This is a genomic window from Pseudomonas sp. C1C7 (genome assembly GCF_013359595.1).
GTDB lineage: Bacteria > Pseudomonadota > Gammaproteobacteria > Pseudomonadales > Pseudomonadaceae > Aquipseudomonas.
In genome coordinates this window covers 1-14,980 of the sequence record NZ_JABFMP010000035.1, presented here as the reverse complement: position 1 = coordinate 14,980, position 14,980 = coordinate 1, and the positions used below count along the sequence as shown (strand labels likewise).

General features: G+C 62.5%; 12 protein-coding genes and 2 pseudogenes. 4 read left to right on the top strand and 10 right to left on the bottom strand.

Annotation, left to right across the window (positions count from 1 at the left end):
• The first annotated feature begins 18 nt into the window (after nt 1-18).
• The 3 genes from HNO86_RS23925 (at nt 19) to HNO86_RS23915 (ending at nt 3,442) form a co-directional block, all read left to right on the top strand.
• A complete protein-coding gene (locus tag HNO86_RS23925; protein ID WP_175379395.1) occupies nt 19-1,125 on the top strand; it encodes an NAD/NADP-dependent octopine/nopaline dehydrogenase family protein in 1,107 nt (368 codons plus the stop codon).
• The gene (locus HNO86_RS23920) at nt 1,125-2,123 is read left to right on the top strand and encodes a 3-hydroxybutyryl-CoA dehydrogenase (RefSeq protein WP_175379394.1); all 999 of its coding nucleotides are present in this window, start codon (nt 1,125-1,127) and stop codon (nt 2,121-2,123) included. Before HNO86_RS23925 ends, HNO86_RS23920 begins: the two co-directional genes overlap by 1 nt.
• A gap of 68 nt (nt 2,124-2,191) precedes the next feature.
• Nucleotides 2,192-3,442, top strand: a complete 1,251-nt coding sequence (locus tag HNO86_RS23915; protein WP_175379393.1) for an OprD family outer membrane porin — start codon at nt 2,192-2,194, stop codon at nt 3,440-3,442.
• A 92-nt stretch (nt 3,443-3,534) separates the two neighbouring features.
• On the opposite strand, the gene gudD is transcribed toward HNO86_RS23915, so the two are convergent.
• The 9 genes and pseudogenes from gudD to HNO86_RS30675 all read right to left on the bottom strand — a co-directional run.
• Nucleotides 3,535-4,884 (bottom strand): glucarate dehydratase, encoded by a 1,350-nt coding sequence (gene gudD / locus HNO86_RS23910; RefSeq protein ID WP_175379392.1) that lies wholly within the window; start codon nt 4,882-4,884, stop codon nt 3,535-3,537.
• Between the two features lie 4 nt (nt 4,885-4,888).
• The gene (locus HNO86_RS23905; RefSeq protein WP_256672741.1) at nt 4,889-6,277 is read right to left on the bottom strand and encodes an MFS transporter; all 1,389 of its coding nucleotides are present in this window, start codon (nt 6,275-6,277) and stop codon (nt 4,889-4,891) included.
• Nucleotides 6,278-6,433: 156 nt separating this feature from the next.
• Nucleotides 6,434-7,474 (bottom strand): substrate-binding domain-containing protein, encoded by a 1,041-nt coding sequence (locus HNO86_RS23900; RefSeq protein WP_175379391.1) that lies wholly within the window; start codon nt 7,472-7,474, stop codon nt 6,434-6,436.
• Between the two features lie 181 nt (nt 7,475-7,655).
• The gene (locus HNO86_RS23895; protein ID WP_175379390.1) at nt 7,656-9,236 is read right to left on the bottom strand and encodes an aldehyde dehydrogenase (NADP(+)); all 1,581 of its coding nucleotides are present in this window, start codon (nt 9,234-9,236) and stop codon (nt 7,656-7,658) included.
• A 102-nt stretch (nt 9,237-9,338) separates the two neighbouring features.
• Nucleotides 9,339-9,500: a DUF2986 domain-containing protein gene (locus HNO86_RS23890; RefSeq protein ID WP_175379389.1), complete on the bottom strand. Its 162-nt coding sequence runs from the start codon at nt 9,498-9,500 to the stop codon at nt 9,339-9,341.
• 159 nt (nt 9,501-9,659) lie between these two features.
• Nucleotides 9,660-10,982 (bottom strand): DUF1329 domain-containing protein, encoded by a 1,323-nt coding sequence (locus HNO86_RS23885; protein ID WP_175379388.1) that lies wholly within the window; start codon nt 10,980-10,982, stop codon nt 9,660-9,662.
• A gap of 190 nt (nt 10,983-11,172) precedes the next feature.
• The gene (locus HNO86_RS23880; RefSeq protein ID WP_175379383.1) at nt 11,173-11,328 is read right to left on the bottom strand and encodes a hypothetical protein; all 156 of its coding nucleotides are present in this window, start codon (nt 11,326-11,328) and stop codon (nt 11,173-11,175) included.
• Nucleotides 11,329-11,353: 25 nt separating this feature from the next.
• Nucleotides 11,354-12,328 (bottom strand): annotated as a pseudogene (locus HNO86_RS30680) (methyl-accepting chemotaxis protein); the annotation flags it as partial.
• A 276-nt stretch (nt 12,329-12,604) separates the two neighbouring features.
• Nucleotides 12,605-12,919, bottom strand: a pseudogene (locus HNO86_RS30675) (PAS domain-containing protein); the annotation flags it as partial.
• A 446-nt stretch (nt 12,920-13,365) separates the two neighbouring features.
• Between HNO86_RS30675 and HNO86_RS23870 the strand changes: the two are divergent.
• The gene (locus HNO86_RS23870; protein ID WP_306167736.1) at nt 13,366-14,088 is read left to right on the top strand and encodes a tRNA (adenine(22)-N(1))-methyltransferase TrmK; all 723 of its coding nucleotides are present in this window, start codon (nt 13,366-13,368) and stop codon (nt 14,086-14,088) included.
• 140 nt (nt 14,089-14,228) lie between these two features.
• Here the strand turns inward: HNO86_RS23870 and HNO86_RS23865 are convergent, their stop codons facing one another.
• A complete protein-coding gene (locus HNO86_RS23865; RefSeq protein WP_175379385.1) occupies nt 14,229-14,792 on the bottom strand; it encodes a hypothetical protein in 564 nt (187 codons plus the stop codon).
• Nucleotides 14,793-14,980: the final 188 nt, after the last annotated feature.

Here is a 14,980-nt window from a genome sequence, read left to right as displayed (position 1 = left end):
GACAAGAGGAGCTTTCCCATGAAGATTACCGTGCTGGGTGGTGGTCACGGCTGCTACGCCGCTGCCGCAGAAATGGCTGAAAAGGGGCACGCGACCCGCCTGTGGCGTCGTGACAGTGCAGCGCTCAAGGAACTGCTGGACATCGGCAGCCTGACCATCCGTGACTACCGTGGCACGCGCCAGCTGTCCGTTGGCAAGCCTGGCGATCAGCTGTCACTGACCGACGATCTGGCCGAAGCCCTGGGCGACGCGCAGCTGGTGATCATCCCGCTGCCCTCGACCTCTCACGAAGACCTGGCCAAACAGGTCGCGCCGCACCTGCGCGACGGTCAGGTGGTGTTCCTGCCGCCGGGCACTTTCGGCAGCTACGTGTTTGCCAAGGCCATGGTCGATGCCGGCAACCCGAGCCGCGTCGCCTTCGCCGAAACCGGCACGCTGCCGTATCTGGTGCGCAAGCACGGCGCCAGCGACCTGGTAATCAGCTGCTACGCGACCCGCCTGCCAACCGGCGTGTTCCCAAGTAACCTGTCCGAGCATGCCTTTGCGGTACTGCGCGAGGCCTATCCAAGTGTCGAGCCGATCGAAGACGCCCTGAGCGGCGCGCTGATGAACGCCGGCCCGGTCATTCACCCGCCGCTGATCATGATGAACGCCGGTCCCCTGGAGCACTTCGAGACCTGGGACATTCACAACGAAGGCACCCAGCCGTCGATCCGCCGCGTGACTAACCAGCTCGATGCCGAGCGCATGGCCGTGCGTGAAGCCCTGACCTACGGCGCGCCGCACTTTCCGCTGGCCGATCACTACAACACCACCGAAGGCGAGGAGTGGATGTATGGGCGCGGCGCCCACGGCAAGCTGACCGACAGCGGCGACTGGCGCGAAGACATCGACCTGCAGAAACACCGCTACATGCTGGAAGACACCCGCCTGGGCTTGTCCTTTCTGGTGTCGGTCGGACGCTGGGCCGGCGTGCCGACGCCGGTGGCGCAGGGCTTGCTGAGCATTGCCTCGGCGGTTGCCGCCCGTGACCTCTACGCCGAGGGCCGCACCCTGGAAAACCTTGGTCTGGCCGGGTTGAACCGGGCGCAGATGACCGAGCTGCTGACCCGGGGTTTCAACTGATGAACGCCGCGCTGCCTAACGTCAGCGTGGTCGGTGCCGGGCGGATGGGCGAGGGCATTGCCCTGGCGTTCATCCACGCGGGCCTGCCCGTCACCCTGATCGACATCAAGGAGCGCGCCGAGCAAGAGCGGCGCGATTATTTCGAGCGCGTGCGCGCCAATGTGCGTGGCGAACTGCAGACGCTGGTGCGCCTGGGCATGCTGTTGCCGGAGCAGGCGGACATTGCGTTGTCCCGGCTGACGCTGCAATCCCGATCCGCCGCCACGGCGACCTTGCGCGAGTGCGAACTGGTATTCGAAGCGGTACCGGAAGTCATCGCGGTCAAGCAGGAAACCTTCGCCTGGGTCAGCGAGCACGTTCCGGCATCAAGCATCATCGCCTCGACGACCTCGACCTTCCTGGTCACCGAGCTGGCGGAAATGGTCAGCGAGCCCAAACGCTTCGTGAACGCCCACTGGCTCAATCCCGCCTACCTGATGCCGCTGGTGGAGGTCAGCCGCAGCGAAGCGACCTGCCCGCAAGTGGTCGAGCGCCTGCTGCAACTGCTCAAGCTGATCGGCAAGGTGCCGGTGGTGTGCAATCCGGTGGCCGGCTACATCGTTCCGCGCATCCAGGCGCTGGCGATGAACGAAGCGGCGCGGATGGTCGAGGAAGGTGTGGCCAGTGCCGAGGATATCGACACCGCGGTACGCGTCGGATTCGGCCTGCGGTTCTCGGTGCTGGGCCTGCTCGAGTTCATCGACTGGGGCGGCGGCGACATTCTGTATTACGCCTCGCGTTATCTGAGTGGCGCGCTGGCGCCGCGTTTCGAGTCGCCCCAGGTGATCAGCGACAACATGCAGAACGGCCGCAACGGCTTGCGCGATGGCCAGGGCTTCTACGATTACCGGGGCCAGGACGTGGACGCCTACAAGCAGCAGCGCCTCGGCGACTTCGTGCGCAAGCTCGAGCTGTCCGGCCTGACGCCCGCGTTCGAGGGGGCCTTGAAGCGCCCCTGATCCCGACCTCCTTTTATTGACCTCCTATAAGCACAGTGCCCCGGCACATACAAACGTGGAGATGTGAGATGGTTCATGGAAACCGGCTTTGCCGTGGGCTGGGTATCGCCAGCTTGATGGGTTTGACCTGTTCGACGTTGACGGCACAGGCCGATGTGATCGATGACAGTCACTTCAAGCTCGACACTCGCAACTTCTACCTGCATCGCAACTACACCAACACCAATGCGCCGGTGTCCGAAGTGCACAGCTGGTCCCAGGGTTTCGATGCGCAGTTCACCTCCGGCTACACCGACACGGCCCTGGCCATCGGCCTGGATGTGGATGCGCAATACGCCGTGCGCCTGGACTCGTCGGGCAATGACGGTTCGTTGCCCTACAGCGTCAGCAAGCAGCAGACCGCCGACGACTACAGCCGCGCCGGCGCGACCCTGAAGATGCGCTACAGCAAGACCGAGCTGAAGGTCGGCGACATGCGCCCGCAATTGCCGGTGGCGTTCGATGACACCAGCCGCCAGCTGGACACCATCTACCAGGGCGCGGTGGTCGAGTCCAAGGAGGTCGATGGCCTGACCCTGACCGGTGGGCGCTTCTGGTCCGCCGTCACCCGTGAGTCGTCCAATCACGAAAAACTCTACAAGTGGGGCACCACCGACAATCTCGACAGTGACGGCCTGGACTTTGGCGGCGCCACCTACGACATCACCAGGAACCTGCAGGCCAGCTACTTCTACGGCGTGCTGCACGACATTTACCAGCAGCACTATTTCGGCCTGACGCACATGGCCGATCTGGGCGGCGGGTACAAGCTCAAGAGCGATTTGCGCTACTTCAACAACAACGAAGATGGCAATGCGGTGGCCGGTGAAATCGATAACCGTGCCTATGGCGCGTTGTTCACCCTGCTCAAGGGCGCGCACATGTTCGGTGTCAGTTACCAGCGCATGCTCGGTGACAGCATCTTCCCGACCATGAATGGCTACATCCCGCAGCCTTACCTGGTGAACTGGTCGTCACTGGCGTTCATCCGCCCGGACGAAAAATCCTGGTCGGCGCGTTATGGCTATGACTTTGCGGGGCTGGGCGTGCCGGGGCTGAAGTTCTACAGCCGCTACACCAAGGGCACTAACTGGGATCGCGGGGGCAATTTGAGCGACAACGAGGAGAGCGAACGCAACCTGACGCTGAGCTATGTGGTGCAGAGCGGGGCGCTGCAAGGGCTGGCGTTCGATTTGCGCAATATCGATGTGAAGCAGAAGTATGGGTATGACTACAACGAGTATCGGTTTGCGACGACCTATACCTGGAAGTTCTGGTAAGCCAGAACCCCACCCCTGTAGCAGCCGGACGCAGGCTTCGCCAGCTGCTACAGGTTTGGGGCCTGCCTCCGGATGGAGGCAGGCCTGCACAATCAACGAACCATACACGGCCGCTTGTTGTTGAACTCCCAACCCGGCACCAGATAACGCATCGCCGTTGCATCATCCCGCGCGCCCAGGCCCATGCCCTTGTAAAGCTCATGCGCCTTCATCAACTCATCCCAATCCAGCTCCACCCCCAGCCCCGGTTTATTCGGCACCTCGACCATCCCGCCCTTGATCTGCAGCGGCTCTTTGGTCAGGCGCTGGCCGTCCTGCCAGATCCAGTGGGTGTCGATGGCGGTGATGGTGCCCGGTGCGGCGGCGGCCACGTGGGTGAACATCGCCAGGGAAATGTCGAAGTGGTTGTTGGAGTGCGAGCCCCAGGTCAGGCCCCAGTCGTCGCACATCTGTGCCACGCGCACCGAGCCTTGCATGGTCCAGAAGTGCGGGTCGGCCAGCGGAATGTCGACCGACTGCGACTGGATCGCATGGCCCATCTGCCGCCAGTCGGTGGCGATCATGTTGGTGGCCGTGCGCAGGCCGGTGGCGCGACGGAACTCGGCCATGACTTCGCGACCGGAGTAGCCGTTTTCCGCGCCGCAAGGATCTTCCGCGTAAGCCAGCACGTTGTGCTGATCGCGGCACAGCGCCACGGCTTCCTTCAGCGACCAGGCACCGTTCGGATCGAGGGTGATGCGCGCATCCGGGAAGCGCTCCGACAAGGCGGTGACCGCCTCGATCTCCTGCTCGCCGCGCAGCACGCCGCCCTTGAGTTTGAAGTCCTTGAAACCGTAGCGATCGTAGGCCGCCTCGGCCAGGGCGACCACCGTCTCCGGCGTCAGTGCCTCTTCGTTGCGCAGGCGGAACCAGGCGTTGTCGGCGTCCGGTTCCGAGCGATAGGCCAGGTCGGTTTTCTTGCGGTCACCGACGTAGAACAGGTAGCCGAGCATTTCCACGGCATCGCGCTGCTGGCCCTGGCCGAGCAGGGCTGCCACCGGCACGTCCAGGTGCTGGCCCAACAGGTCGAGCAGGGCCGATTCCACGGCGGTCACCGCGTGAATGGTGATGCGCAGGTCGAAGGTCTGCAGACCACGACCGCCGGCATCGCGATCGGCGAAGGTGCTGCGCACGGTGTTCAGCAGGCTCTGGTAGTTGCCGATGGACTGGCCGATGAGCAGGTCGCGGGCGTCTTCCAGGGTCTTGCGGATGCCTTCGCCGCCCGGCACTTCACCGACCCCGGTGTGACCGGCGCTGTCCTTGAGGATCAGCACGTTGCGGGTGAAAAACGGGCTGTGGGCGCCGCTCAGGTTGAGCAGCATGCTGTCGTGACCGGCAACCGGAACCACTTTCAGTTCGGTGATGACAGGGGCACCAGTGTGGCGTTGGATCAGAGTTTCCATGGATTCATACCTTTCTTGTAGTGGTGTGCATTGCGCCTGCTGGCACCGAAGTGGGGTGGGCGGTGTGGTTCGGTTCCGCGGACACGCCCTTGAGTTCGATACGCTTGATGTCGCCAACGATGAACAGGTAGCTGATCGCGGCCAGAAGGGCGTTGGCGCCCACGAAGACCAGCGCCATCTTGAAAGAGCCGGTGGCGGCGATGATGTAGCCGATCACGATCGGGGTAGAGATCGAGGACAGGTTGCCAAAGGTGTTGAACAGGCCGCCGGAGAGGCCCGCGATCTGTTTCGGCGAGGTGTCCGACACCACGGCCCAGCCCAGTGCGCCAATGCCTTTGCCGAAAAACGCCAGGGCCATGAAGCACACCACCATCCAGTCGGCGTCGACGTAGTTGCAGATGATCATGCTCATCGACAGCATCATGCCGCCCACGATCGGCGTCTTGCGCGCCACGCTCAGGGAGTGGCCGCGACGCAACAACATGTCAGACAACACGCCGCCGAGAACGCCACCGAGGAACCCGCAGATCGCCGGCAAGGAGGCGATCATGCCGGCCTTGAGAATGGTCATGCCGCGTTCCTGCACCAGATAGACCGGGAACCAGGTCAGGAAGAAGTAGGTGAGGGCGTTGATGCAGAACTGGCCCAGGTAGATGCCGGCCATCATGCGGTTGGTCAGCAACTGACGGATGTAATCCCATTTCGGGCCACCGTCCTTCTTCTTGCTCTTGTCATCCAGGTCAACCAGACCGCCGTTTTCAGCGATGTATTGAATCTCCGCGGCGTTGGCGCGTGGATGATCCTTGGGGCTGTAGATGGTCTTCATCCAGATCATCGAGAACACGATGCCCAAAGCGCCCATCACGATGAACACGTGCTGCCAGCCGAAGGTGTAGACGATCCAGCCCATCAGCGGCGCGAACAGCGCGGTGGCGAAATACTGTGCGGAGTTGAAGATCGCCGAGGCCGTGCCGCGTTCCTTGGTCGGGAACCACGAGGCGACGATCCGCGCATTGCCCGGGAACGACGGCGCTTCGGCCAGGCCCACGGTGAAGCGCAGCAGGAACAGCAGCACCACGGCGGTCGAGATGCCGAATTCGCCGATGTAGCCCTGCAAGAGGGTGAAGAACGACCAGGTGAAAATGCTCCCGGCGTAGACCTTCTTCGAGCCGAAGCGGTCCAGCAGCCAGCCACCCGGAATCTGCCCCAGAACGTAGGCCCAACCGAAAGCGGAGAAGATGTAACCGAGGGTCACGGCGTCCAGGCCCAGGTCTTTCTGGATACTGGAGCCGGCGATGGAGATGGTGGCGCGGTCGGCATAGTTGATCGTCGTCACCAGGAACAGCATGAGCAGGATCAAATAGCGGACGCGGGTTTTCTTGGGTTCTTGCATGTTTGACGCTCCCACGAATTATTTTTGTGCGGGTAGACCTGTCAGGACGACGTGAGTCGCCGTGTGTCGTTGTAGGTTGTCGTACAACGATAGCGCTATCATAAACAGATAGCGCTATCATTCAAGCGCCGTTTGGCGACTTTTCGAAAACCGCGATCAGGTGCTGGCGCGTTCGATCAGCTCGAAGCCTGTATCCATCTGGCTTACAGACAAATCGGCAGTGCCGGAAAATCTTTTGAGCAGGGCTTCGGCGATTTCTCGCCCCATGCTCGCGGCATTGACACTGACGGTAGACAGCGCGGGGTGGGCAAATTTCGCATTGGTGATATCGCCGAATCCGAGTACGGCGATGTCCTGGGGAACCCGCAGCCCCTGAAGGGCGGCTTCAGCGAGCACGCCGAAGGCCAGGGTGTCGGAGCTGCAGAAGATCAGCTCCGGCGGTGTTTCCCGTTGCTGGAGGCGTTTCAAACCCTCCCGGCCGACTTCCCAGGTCGCCGGCAACGGCAGGATTTCAACGGGGACCTGATCCAGCCCGTAGGTCTTCAGGCGCGCGATCAGGCTGTCGCAGCGGCGAATGGCACGCGGGTCGTCCACCGAGACCACGGAGAATCGACGATACCCCTTGGCAAAGAAGTGATCGGCGACCACCTCGCCGACTTTCTCGTGGGAAAAGCCCACCTGCATGTCCAGCGCCGTTTCACTCAAATCCCAGGCTTCCACCACCGGAATTCCCGCTGAGGCCAACCGACTGCGACTGGCTTCGGTGTGCAGGGTGCCGGTCAGGACGATGCCGTCCGGACGCCGGCCGAGAATGGCTTCCAGCAGCGCTTCTTCCTTTTCCGGGGAGTAACCGGTGGGACCGAGCAGCGACTGATAACCGGCCTCGGTCAGCCGATCCATGATGGCTTGCACGGCGCCTGCGAAAATCGAGTTGGCAATGGTCGGCAGCAGAATCGCCACCAGCCGGCTTTTGCTGGAAGCCAGGCTGCCGGCCAGGAGGTTGGGCACGTAACCCATCTCGCGCACCACTTCCAGCACGTGCTGGCGTGTTGCATCGCTTACCAGTTCGGGGCGATTCAAGGCGCGGGAAACGGTAATGGGCGAAACGCCTGCCTTCACGGCCACGTCGGCCACCGTGAGGGGAGAGTTTGAACTGCCTGTGGTCAGGGCAATTTCGCGTTTCGACTTTTTGGCCACATGGCACCTGGCGGGACTGAGATAGACAGGCGAAATGTTAACGGTCTTTTCAGTGTGGTTCCATGAGGTAAGTCCAGTCAGTCAACCCACCGCAAAACCTGTAGCAGCTGCCGCCGCCGGACGCAGCCTGCGGCAGCTGCTACAGGATCGCGGCGTTCACACACCCTGTAGCAGCCGACCTTTACAACGGATCGCGCGTGGTCACACCGTCCACCAAGCGTGCGATAGACAGCGGGTTGGCGTTTTTCAACGCTGGCGGCAGCAGCGCATCCGGGTAGTTCTGGTAGCACACCGGGCGCAGGAAGCGATCGATGGCCAGGGTGCCGACCGACGTGCCACGGGCATCGGACGTCGCTGGGTACGGCCCGCCGTGGACCATCGCATCGCTGACTTCCACACCGGTCGGGTAGCCGTTGAGCAACAGGCGACCGGCCTTGCGTTCCAGCAGCGGAACCAGGGCGGCGAAGGCTTGCAGGTCGGCAGGTTCGGCAATCAGGGTCGCGGTGAGCTGACCGTGCAGGCTGGCCAGTACCTGTTGCAGTTCAGCTGCGTCGGCCACCTCGACCACCACGGTGGTTGGGCCAAACACTTCTTCCTGCAGCAGCGGATCGCCAGTCAGCAACAGACGCGCTTGGGCCTTGAACAGCTGCGGCGCGGCCTGGTTGCCTTGCTGTGGCTGGCCGGCCAGATGGCTGATGCCATCGTGGGCATGCAGACGTTCCACGCCTTTGGTGTAGGACTTCAAGGTGCCGGCGTTGAGCATGGTCTGGGATGCCTGATCGGCCATGCGCGCGGCCAGCGAGGTCAGGAAGCCTTCGAACTCGGGCGAACGAATGCCGATCACCAGGCCCGGATTGGTGCAGAACTGGCCGCAACCCTGAACCACCGAGGCGGCCAACTGGCTGGCGATGTCGTCCGAACGGGTCTTGAGTGCTTCGGGCAGCATGACCACCGGGTTGATGCTGCTCATCTCGGCGAAGACCGGGATCGGCTGCGCACGCGCCGCGGCCATGTCGCACAGGGCGCGACCGCCGTGCAGCGAACCGGTGAAGCCCACGGCCTGGATCGCCGGATGCTTGACCAGCGCGGCGCCGACGCCGTTGCCGTGGATCAGGTTGAATACGCCGGCGGGCATGCCGGTCTTCTCGGCGGCGCGCAGGATGGCCGAGGCCACGAAGTCAGCGGTCACCATGTGGCCGCTGTGAGCCTTGAAGACCACCGGGCAACCGGCGGCCAGCGCCGATGCGGTATCGCCGCCGGCGGTGGAGAAGGCCAGCGGGAAGTTGCTGGCGCCGAAGACGGCGACCGGGCCGACGCCGACGCGGTACTGGCGCAGGTCCGGACGCGGCAGCGGGGTGCGCTCCGGCAAAGCAGTGTCAATTCGCGCGCCGAGGAAGTCGCCGCGACGCAGCACTTGGGCGAACAAGCGCAGCTGACCGCTGGTGCGGGCACGCTCACCGATGATGCGGCCTTGCGGCAGGGCGGTCTCGCGGCATACGTTGGCAATGAAATCTTCACCCAGCGCATCGAGCTCGCCGGCAATCGCGTCGAGAAACGCTGCGCGCTGCTCGGGCAGGAAATGGCGATAGGTCACAAAGGCGGATTCGGCGGCCAGTGCGGCGGCGTTCACTTCCGCCTCGGTAGCCTGGTAAAAAGCGTAGGGCAGTGCCTCTGCGGTGGTTGCGTCGAGGCTGTGCAGCAGGACGTCGCCTTCACCGCTGGTGCGGCCGCCAATGTAATTCAAGCGGTGTTCAATCGACATCTTCGTCTCCTGTTTCGTCAGAACGAAGAGGTATAGCCAATTGAAGCGATTACGCCTAATGAGATGTTTTGATTATTCGATAACCATAGGGAATCGGTCCGATCAGCTCTCAGTGGAACTGCTCGTGTCATCAATGGCCTCGGCCGCCAGCTTCAGGCGGTCGGCCTTGCTGATGTACTTGGGCTTGTTCTTCGGTGCCAGCTTGGCGCTGGCCTTCTTGGCGTGGGCTTCGAGCAACTGCTTGATTTTTTTGCGGCGGTTCATGGGGGCTTCTCGGTCTGTAACTTTTTGAATGATATCAGATCGAAAAAATCGGCCAGTCCTCGACTGGCCGAAATCCTGAGCGAATACCAGCCGAATTTAAGGCTGCAGGGTTCCCCTGCAACATAGAATCTCCCACAGGGTTTTGTGCTGATGCGGGATCTATCGAATCCCCGTCCCCGCCATCGCCTCCGGCACCCACTGCGCGGTGGACAGCGGCTGGATATAGCGAATCCCGCCGTGAGGCCCGACCACGCCGTTGATGTTGTAGGTGCCCCGCGACAGGTCGTAGGTCATGAACGGGGTGGCGTCCGGCACCTGCTGGTCGTAGCTCTGGCTGAAGAAGGCGAAGGAGCCGCGGTAGAGTTGGCCGCTGGTGTCGTATTGGTCGGAGGCCAGGGCGGCCCAGGTGTCTTCGTCCAGGTAGAAGCGGCGCTTCTGGTAGATGTGTTTGGCCCCCGGCTTGAGATTGCCTTCCACCACATAGACCCGGTGTTTTTCCCAGCGCACGAAGTCCGGGGAGATGAAGTTGGGCGTGGTCAGCGACTTGGCGTCGTGCACGTAGGTCAGTTTGTAGGTGTTGTAGGGCACGATCATTTCCCGCTTGCCCACCAGGGTCCAGTCGTACAGTTCCAGCGCCCGGGCAGTGCCGGGGTTGGGGGTGTCGTAGGCCAGGATCGAGATCTGTTTGACCCGGCGCTGACCCGGCAGGTATTGCCAGGCGCGGCCCGGGTACTGCACCGGGTTGCTGGCGTTCTTGAGCATGATCGACTCGCCGGCCCGACGCGCGGGGCCGGTGTAGGACAGCTTCAACTGGTGATAGATATCGGAGTTGTTGAAGGGCTTGGACAGGTTCTCGTAGATCGGAAAGGAAACGAACGCCTCGCCGCTCACCGCCAGGCTCGGCACGCCCGCCGCGTCGACGTTCCAGGAATCGTACTTGGAGTGGATGTTCACGCCCTGATAGCGCAACAGGAAATTCCACATCGCCTCGGCGCCGGATTGCGGGATTGGGAAGGGCACGCCGGGCAGCACGTTGTCGATGGCGACGCCACCGTCCAGAGACTTGGCGGCGGTGGCATTGCGGCGGCTGTTGTTCAGCACCGCCTGTGGCAACGATGCCGTGCGGTGGGTCGGATAGACGTCGATGCGGTAACCGGGATAGCGCCTGGCCAACTCCACGGTGGTGGCGGTCAACAGGCCTTTGTACTGATCGACGTTCCTGCCATTGATCACCAGCAGCGGCTTTTCGTTGGCAAACGGGTCGGGACGCATGCTGTCGCCGGTCTTGAAGCCGGCGGGGGCGCTGGTCAGGCCACCGTTATAGGGGGGAATCGAGCCGTCGGCGTTGCCGGCTTGTTCGGCGCCGACCAGGGTCAGGCTGGTGCCCAGTCGGGCGGCTTCCTGACTCGATACGACCGCATGGGCATTACAGCCGAGCACTACCAGGGGCAGGGCTGCCAGCAGACTTTTCACGAATGTCATCTTGTTATTTCTCCTGCCGGGCGTACCTGGCAACTCGTGACTGAAGTGGAGCAGTCGCGTACGGCGATCGAGCGCCGGAGGTTTTTTGTTGCTGACATTAAAAAGCCCCCAGGAAGGGGGCGCTTTTCATTTGACGACAGTCAGTTGGCTTTTGATGACAAGCCCGAGGCGGGGGTGGTGGCGGCCGGAGTCAGACCATGCCGATGAACGACAGGATAAACAGCACGATCACAACGGCACCGACGAGGTAAATGATGTTGTTCATGACTTCACCGCTCCATTCAGTTGGGATGTGAAACAGGCGTGGAAATACAGAGATGTCTAAACAGCTGACATCTCTGTTCACCGTTCCGTTCCCCCGAATGCGGCGTCTATCGGTTGAAGCGCTCCGCCAGGCTGTGCAGGTAATCGGCCATCGCTTCCAGATCCCGACTGATCGCCGCCCCTTGCTCGGCCTGCCCGGCACTGTGTTCACAGAGCTGGGCAATGCGGGTGATCTGCTGATTGATGTCTTCGGTCACGTGGCTTTGTTCTTCCGAGGCCGAGGCCATCTGCTGGCTCATGTCGGTGATCCGGCTGACGGCCTGACTGATGCCCACCAGCGCCGACTGCACCGCCTCCACACGTTGCATGCTTTCCCGGGAAATCTGCTCGCCGCGGCTGGCCGTCGACACGGCGCGGTCGGCTCCCACATGCAATGAGGTGATGATGCCGTGGATCTGCTCGGTGGAGGTGCGGGTGCGTTGGGCCAGGGAGCGCACCTCGTCCGCCACCACGGCAAACCCCCGACCCTGTTCGCCGGCACGCGCCGCTTCGATGGCGGCATTGAGCGCCAGCAGGTTGGTCTGTTCGGCGATGGCGGTGATGACATCCAACACGCTGGCGATCGATTGCGTCTCGCTGGCCAGGGTGTTGACCGCCTGACCGATCTCGTTGACGGCCTCGTTCATGGTTTGCATGGCGTGCAGGCTTTGCTGGGCCAGTTCCTTGCCTTCGCGGGTCAGCTGGTCGGCTTCGGAGGCGGCGTGGGCGGTGCTGAGGACGTTCTGCGTGACCTGTTGATTGGTGGCCGCCATCTGCGAAATGGCGGCGGCGGACTGGTCGGTCTCGCTGCGCTGGCGATCCAGCGATTGCGCTTGCGAGCCGGACAGCTCGGACGATTGCGCCGCCTTGGCCTTCACATTGACCCCGGCATCGAACAGCCGTGACAACGCCGTCTGCAGGCGGGCTTCTTCGCTGAGCATGGCCATGTCCAGCCGGCCCTGAGGGCCGTGGTTGTCGCTGAAGGTGAGCGCCACCAGGGGATCGGAAAAGGCTTTGGGGTGTTCGGCGAGGGTGTGCTCGATGGCCTTGCGATGACGGGCGTTGATCAAGTACCAGGCAATCCCCAGGCTCGCCAGCATCACGCCCTGGGCCGCCGCGTTGGCCAGCCACTGATCGGCGAGCAATGAAGCCGCGCCGGCCAGCAGAATCGGCCAGCCGTGCTGCAACGGCCGAAGGATCCGCGCACTTAGCGAAACGACCGGCTTGCCGGCGCGCATCCTGGCGTAAAGCGCCGAAGCGCGACGGATCTGCTCACGGGTCGGCACCGAGCGCACCGACTCGTAGCCGCTCAGACGGCCGTTTTCATGGATGGGCGTGACGTAGGCACTGACCCAATAGAAATCACCGTTTTTCGCGCGGTTTTTCACGATTCCCATCCAGGGCTTGCCCTGCTTGATGGTGTGCCACATGTGGATGAACACCCCCGGCGGCATGTCGGGGTGGCGAACCAGATTGTGGGGCTGGCCGACGAGTTCGTCGTAGGTGAAACCGCTGATGGCGACGAAGGCGTCGTTGCAGTAGGTGATGCGGCTATCCAGATCGGTCGTGGAGATCAGGCGCTGGTCGGCGGGGAACAGTCTTTCATGCTCGGTTATTGGCAAATTCACACGCATGGGGGCGCGATTCCTCTTCGGATTATTAGTATGAACGCAGCCTGTGAACCGGAATGCGGGGCACGCCGATATGCCCGGTCCGGATTCGGCTGGGGGTTTGTTCTACGTGGAATTTGCCGATATGGACCGCGCATTGGACGACACTGGCTTTTCATTTCATGACAGCAGAGGCGCGGGCGATGAGTGACCTGTAGGCGCTGCCGAAGGCTGCGATCCTTTGATGTTGCCTTTCAAAAGATCGCAGCCTCGTTTCACTCGACAGCTCCTGCACGATTTCCGTGGCGTTCATCGATTTTGCGCCCGACCCCGGATCCTGTGGGCTTGCTCGCGAACCGGCAAATCCATGACCCCGGTCGCATAAATTTGAAATGCACCGCAATGCCCGACAGAATCGCCCCCCGATCCGGCCCTGGGCGCCGGACGTTGGTGGTGGGAAGGGGTTGCAGTTGAACGAACAGACATTGTCCATGCGCCTGGAACGGGTGGCGGCGCATGTGCCGGTGGGGGCACGGTTGGCGGATATCGGCTCGGATCATGGGTATCTGCCGGTGGCGCTGATGCACCGTGGCGTCATCTCGATGGCGATCGCGGGGGAGGTGGCGATGACGCCGTTCCATGCCGCCACGCGCACGGTGCGCGAGAACGGTCTGGAACAGGAAATCACCGTACGTCTGGCCAACGGTCTGGCGGCCATCGAGCCAGGCGATGGCATCACGGCGATCAGCCTGTGCGGCATGGGCGGCGAGACGATTCGCGACATTCTCGACAGTGGCAAGGCGCGTCTGAATGGCCGGGAACGCCTGGTCCTGCAACCCAACGGCGGGGAGCAACCGTTGCGTCAATGGCTGATGGACAACAGTTATCGCATCCTCTGCGAAGAAGTGCTGCGGGAAAACCGCTTCGACTACGAAATCATCGTCGCCGAACGCACCGGCCCGGTCACCTACACCGCACAAGAACTCTACTTCGGCCCGCTGCAGCTGCAGGCCCGCACCCCGGCGTTCCTGGCCAAATGGCAACGCCGACTGCGCCAGAAGCAAAAGACCCTCACCAGCTTCAACAAGGCCCAGGCCGTCCCCGAGGAAACGGTGCAGGACATCGCCCGACAAATTCAGTGGATCAACCACCTGCTGAACACCCCCCCAATCCCTGTAGGAGCTGTCGAGTGAAACGAGGCTGCGATCTTTTGATTGTTTGAAAGCAAGATCAAAAGATCGCAGCCTTCGGCAGCGCCTACAGCTGCATTTCTGGTCGTCAGTGAAGACGCGGCAAGCCTGGTTCCCCGTGGTGTTCGGGGTTCAGCGATCTCCTAGCGGGAGGTTTCAACCTTCAGCACTTCGGTTTGAGTGGCTTCCACCGTCTGGCCGGCGCGCAAGTCCTGCAGGTGCGCCACGACCTTCGGGTCGACGACAGTGACGACTTGCTCGTTTCCGTCCGGATGCAGCAGGACCACCTGCTTGTTCGTCACGTCGACGCGGGTGACCTTCAGGGTGACCTTGATCGTGCGATACATCTCGCCGCCCGGCAGGTTGTCGGGGGAGGCGCGGTTGGTCCAGGTGTCGTTGCTCACCGCAGGCTTGCCACCGATGTCGGTGTCCAGCACGTAATCGATGGAGCGGGTGACGCGAATATCGACCTTGTCGCCGACTTTCAGGTTGTGCAGTGCCTTGGCCTGGTCGGTGAGCTGGAAGGGGACCGGGCGCTTGTCCAGGCCTTCGATGGTGACCTGGTGCTTGGGCGAATCCACCGCCAGTACCCGGGTCTGGAAGTGTTCGGTGGAGGCTTCGCTGTTCAGCGGGATTTCTTCTGCATGGGCTGCAAGGCTGGCAGTGGTCAGCAGGGATGCCAGGGCGAGCAAGTGAAGTCGTTTCATAGGCCAGCGTTCCATGTGATGGGTGACAGAGCGGCGCGCAGGGTATCACTCTGGCGCGCGGTGCCCGTGGGCCGAAGCATAGTCAGTGAATGGCGAATTCGTTGCACGAAGTGTCAAGCCGCCAAACCCGACACCTGTAGCAGCTGGCGAAGCCTGCGTCCGGCTGCGCAGCAGTCGCAAACCCTGAA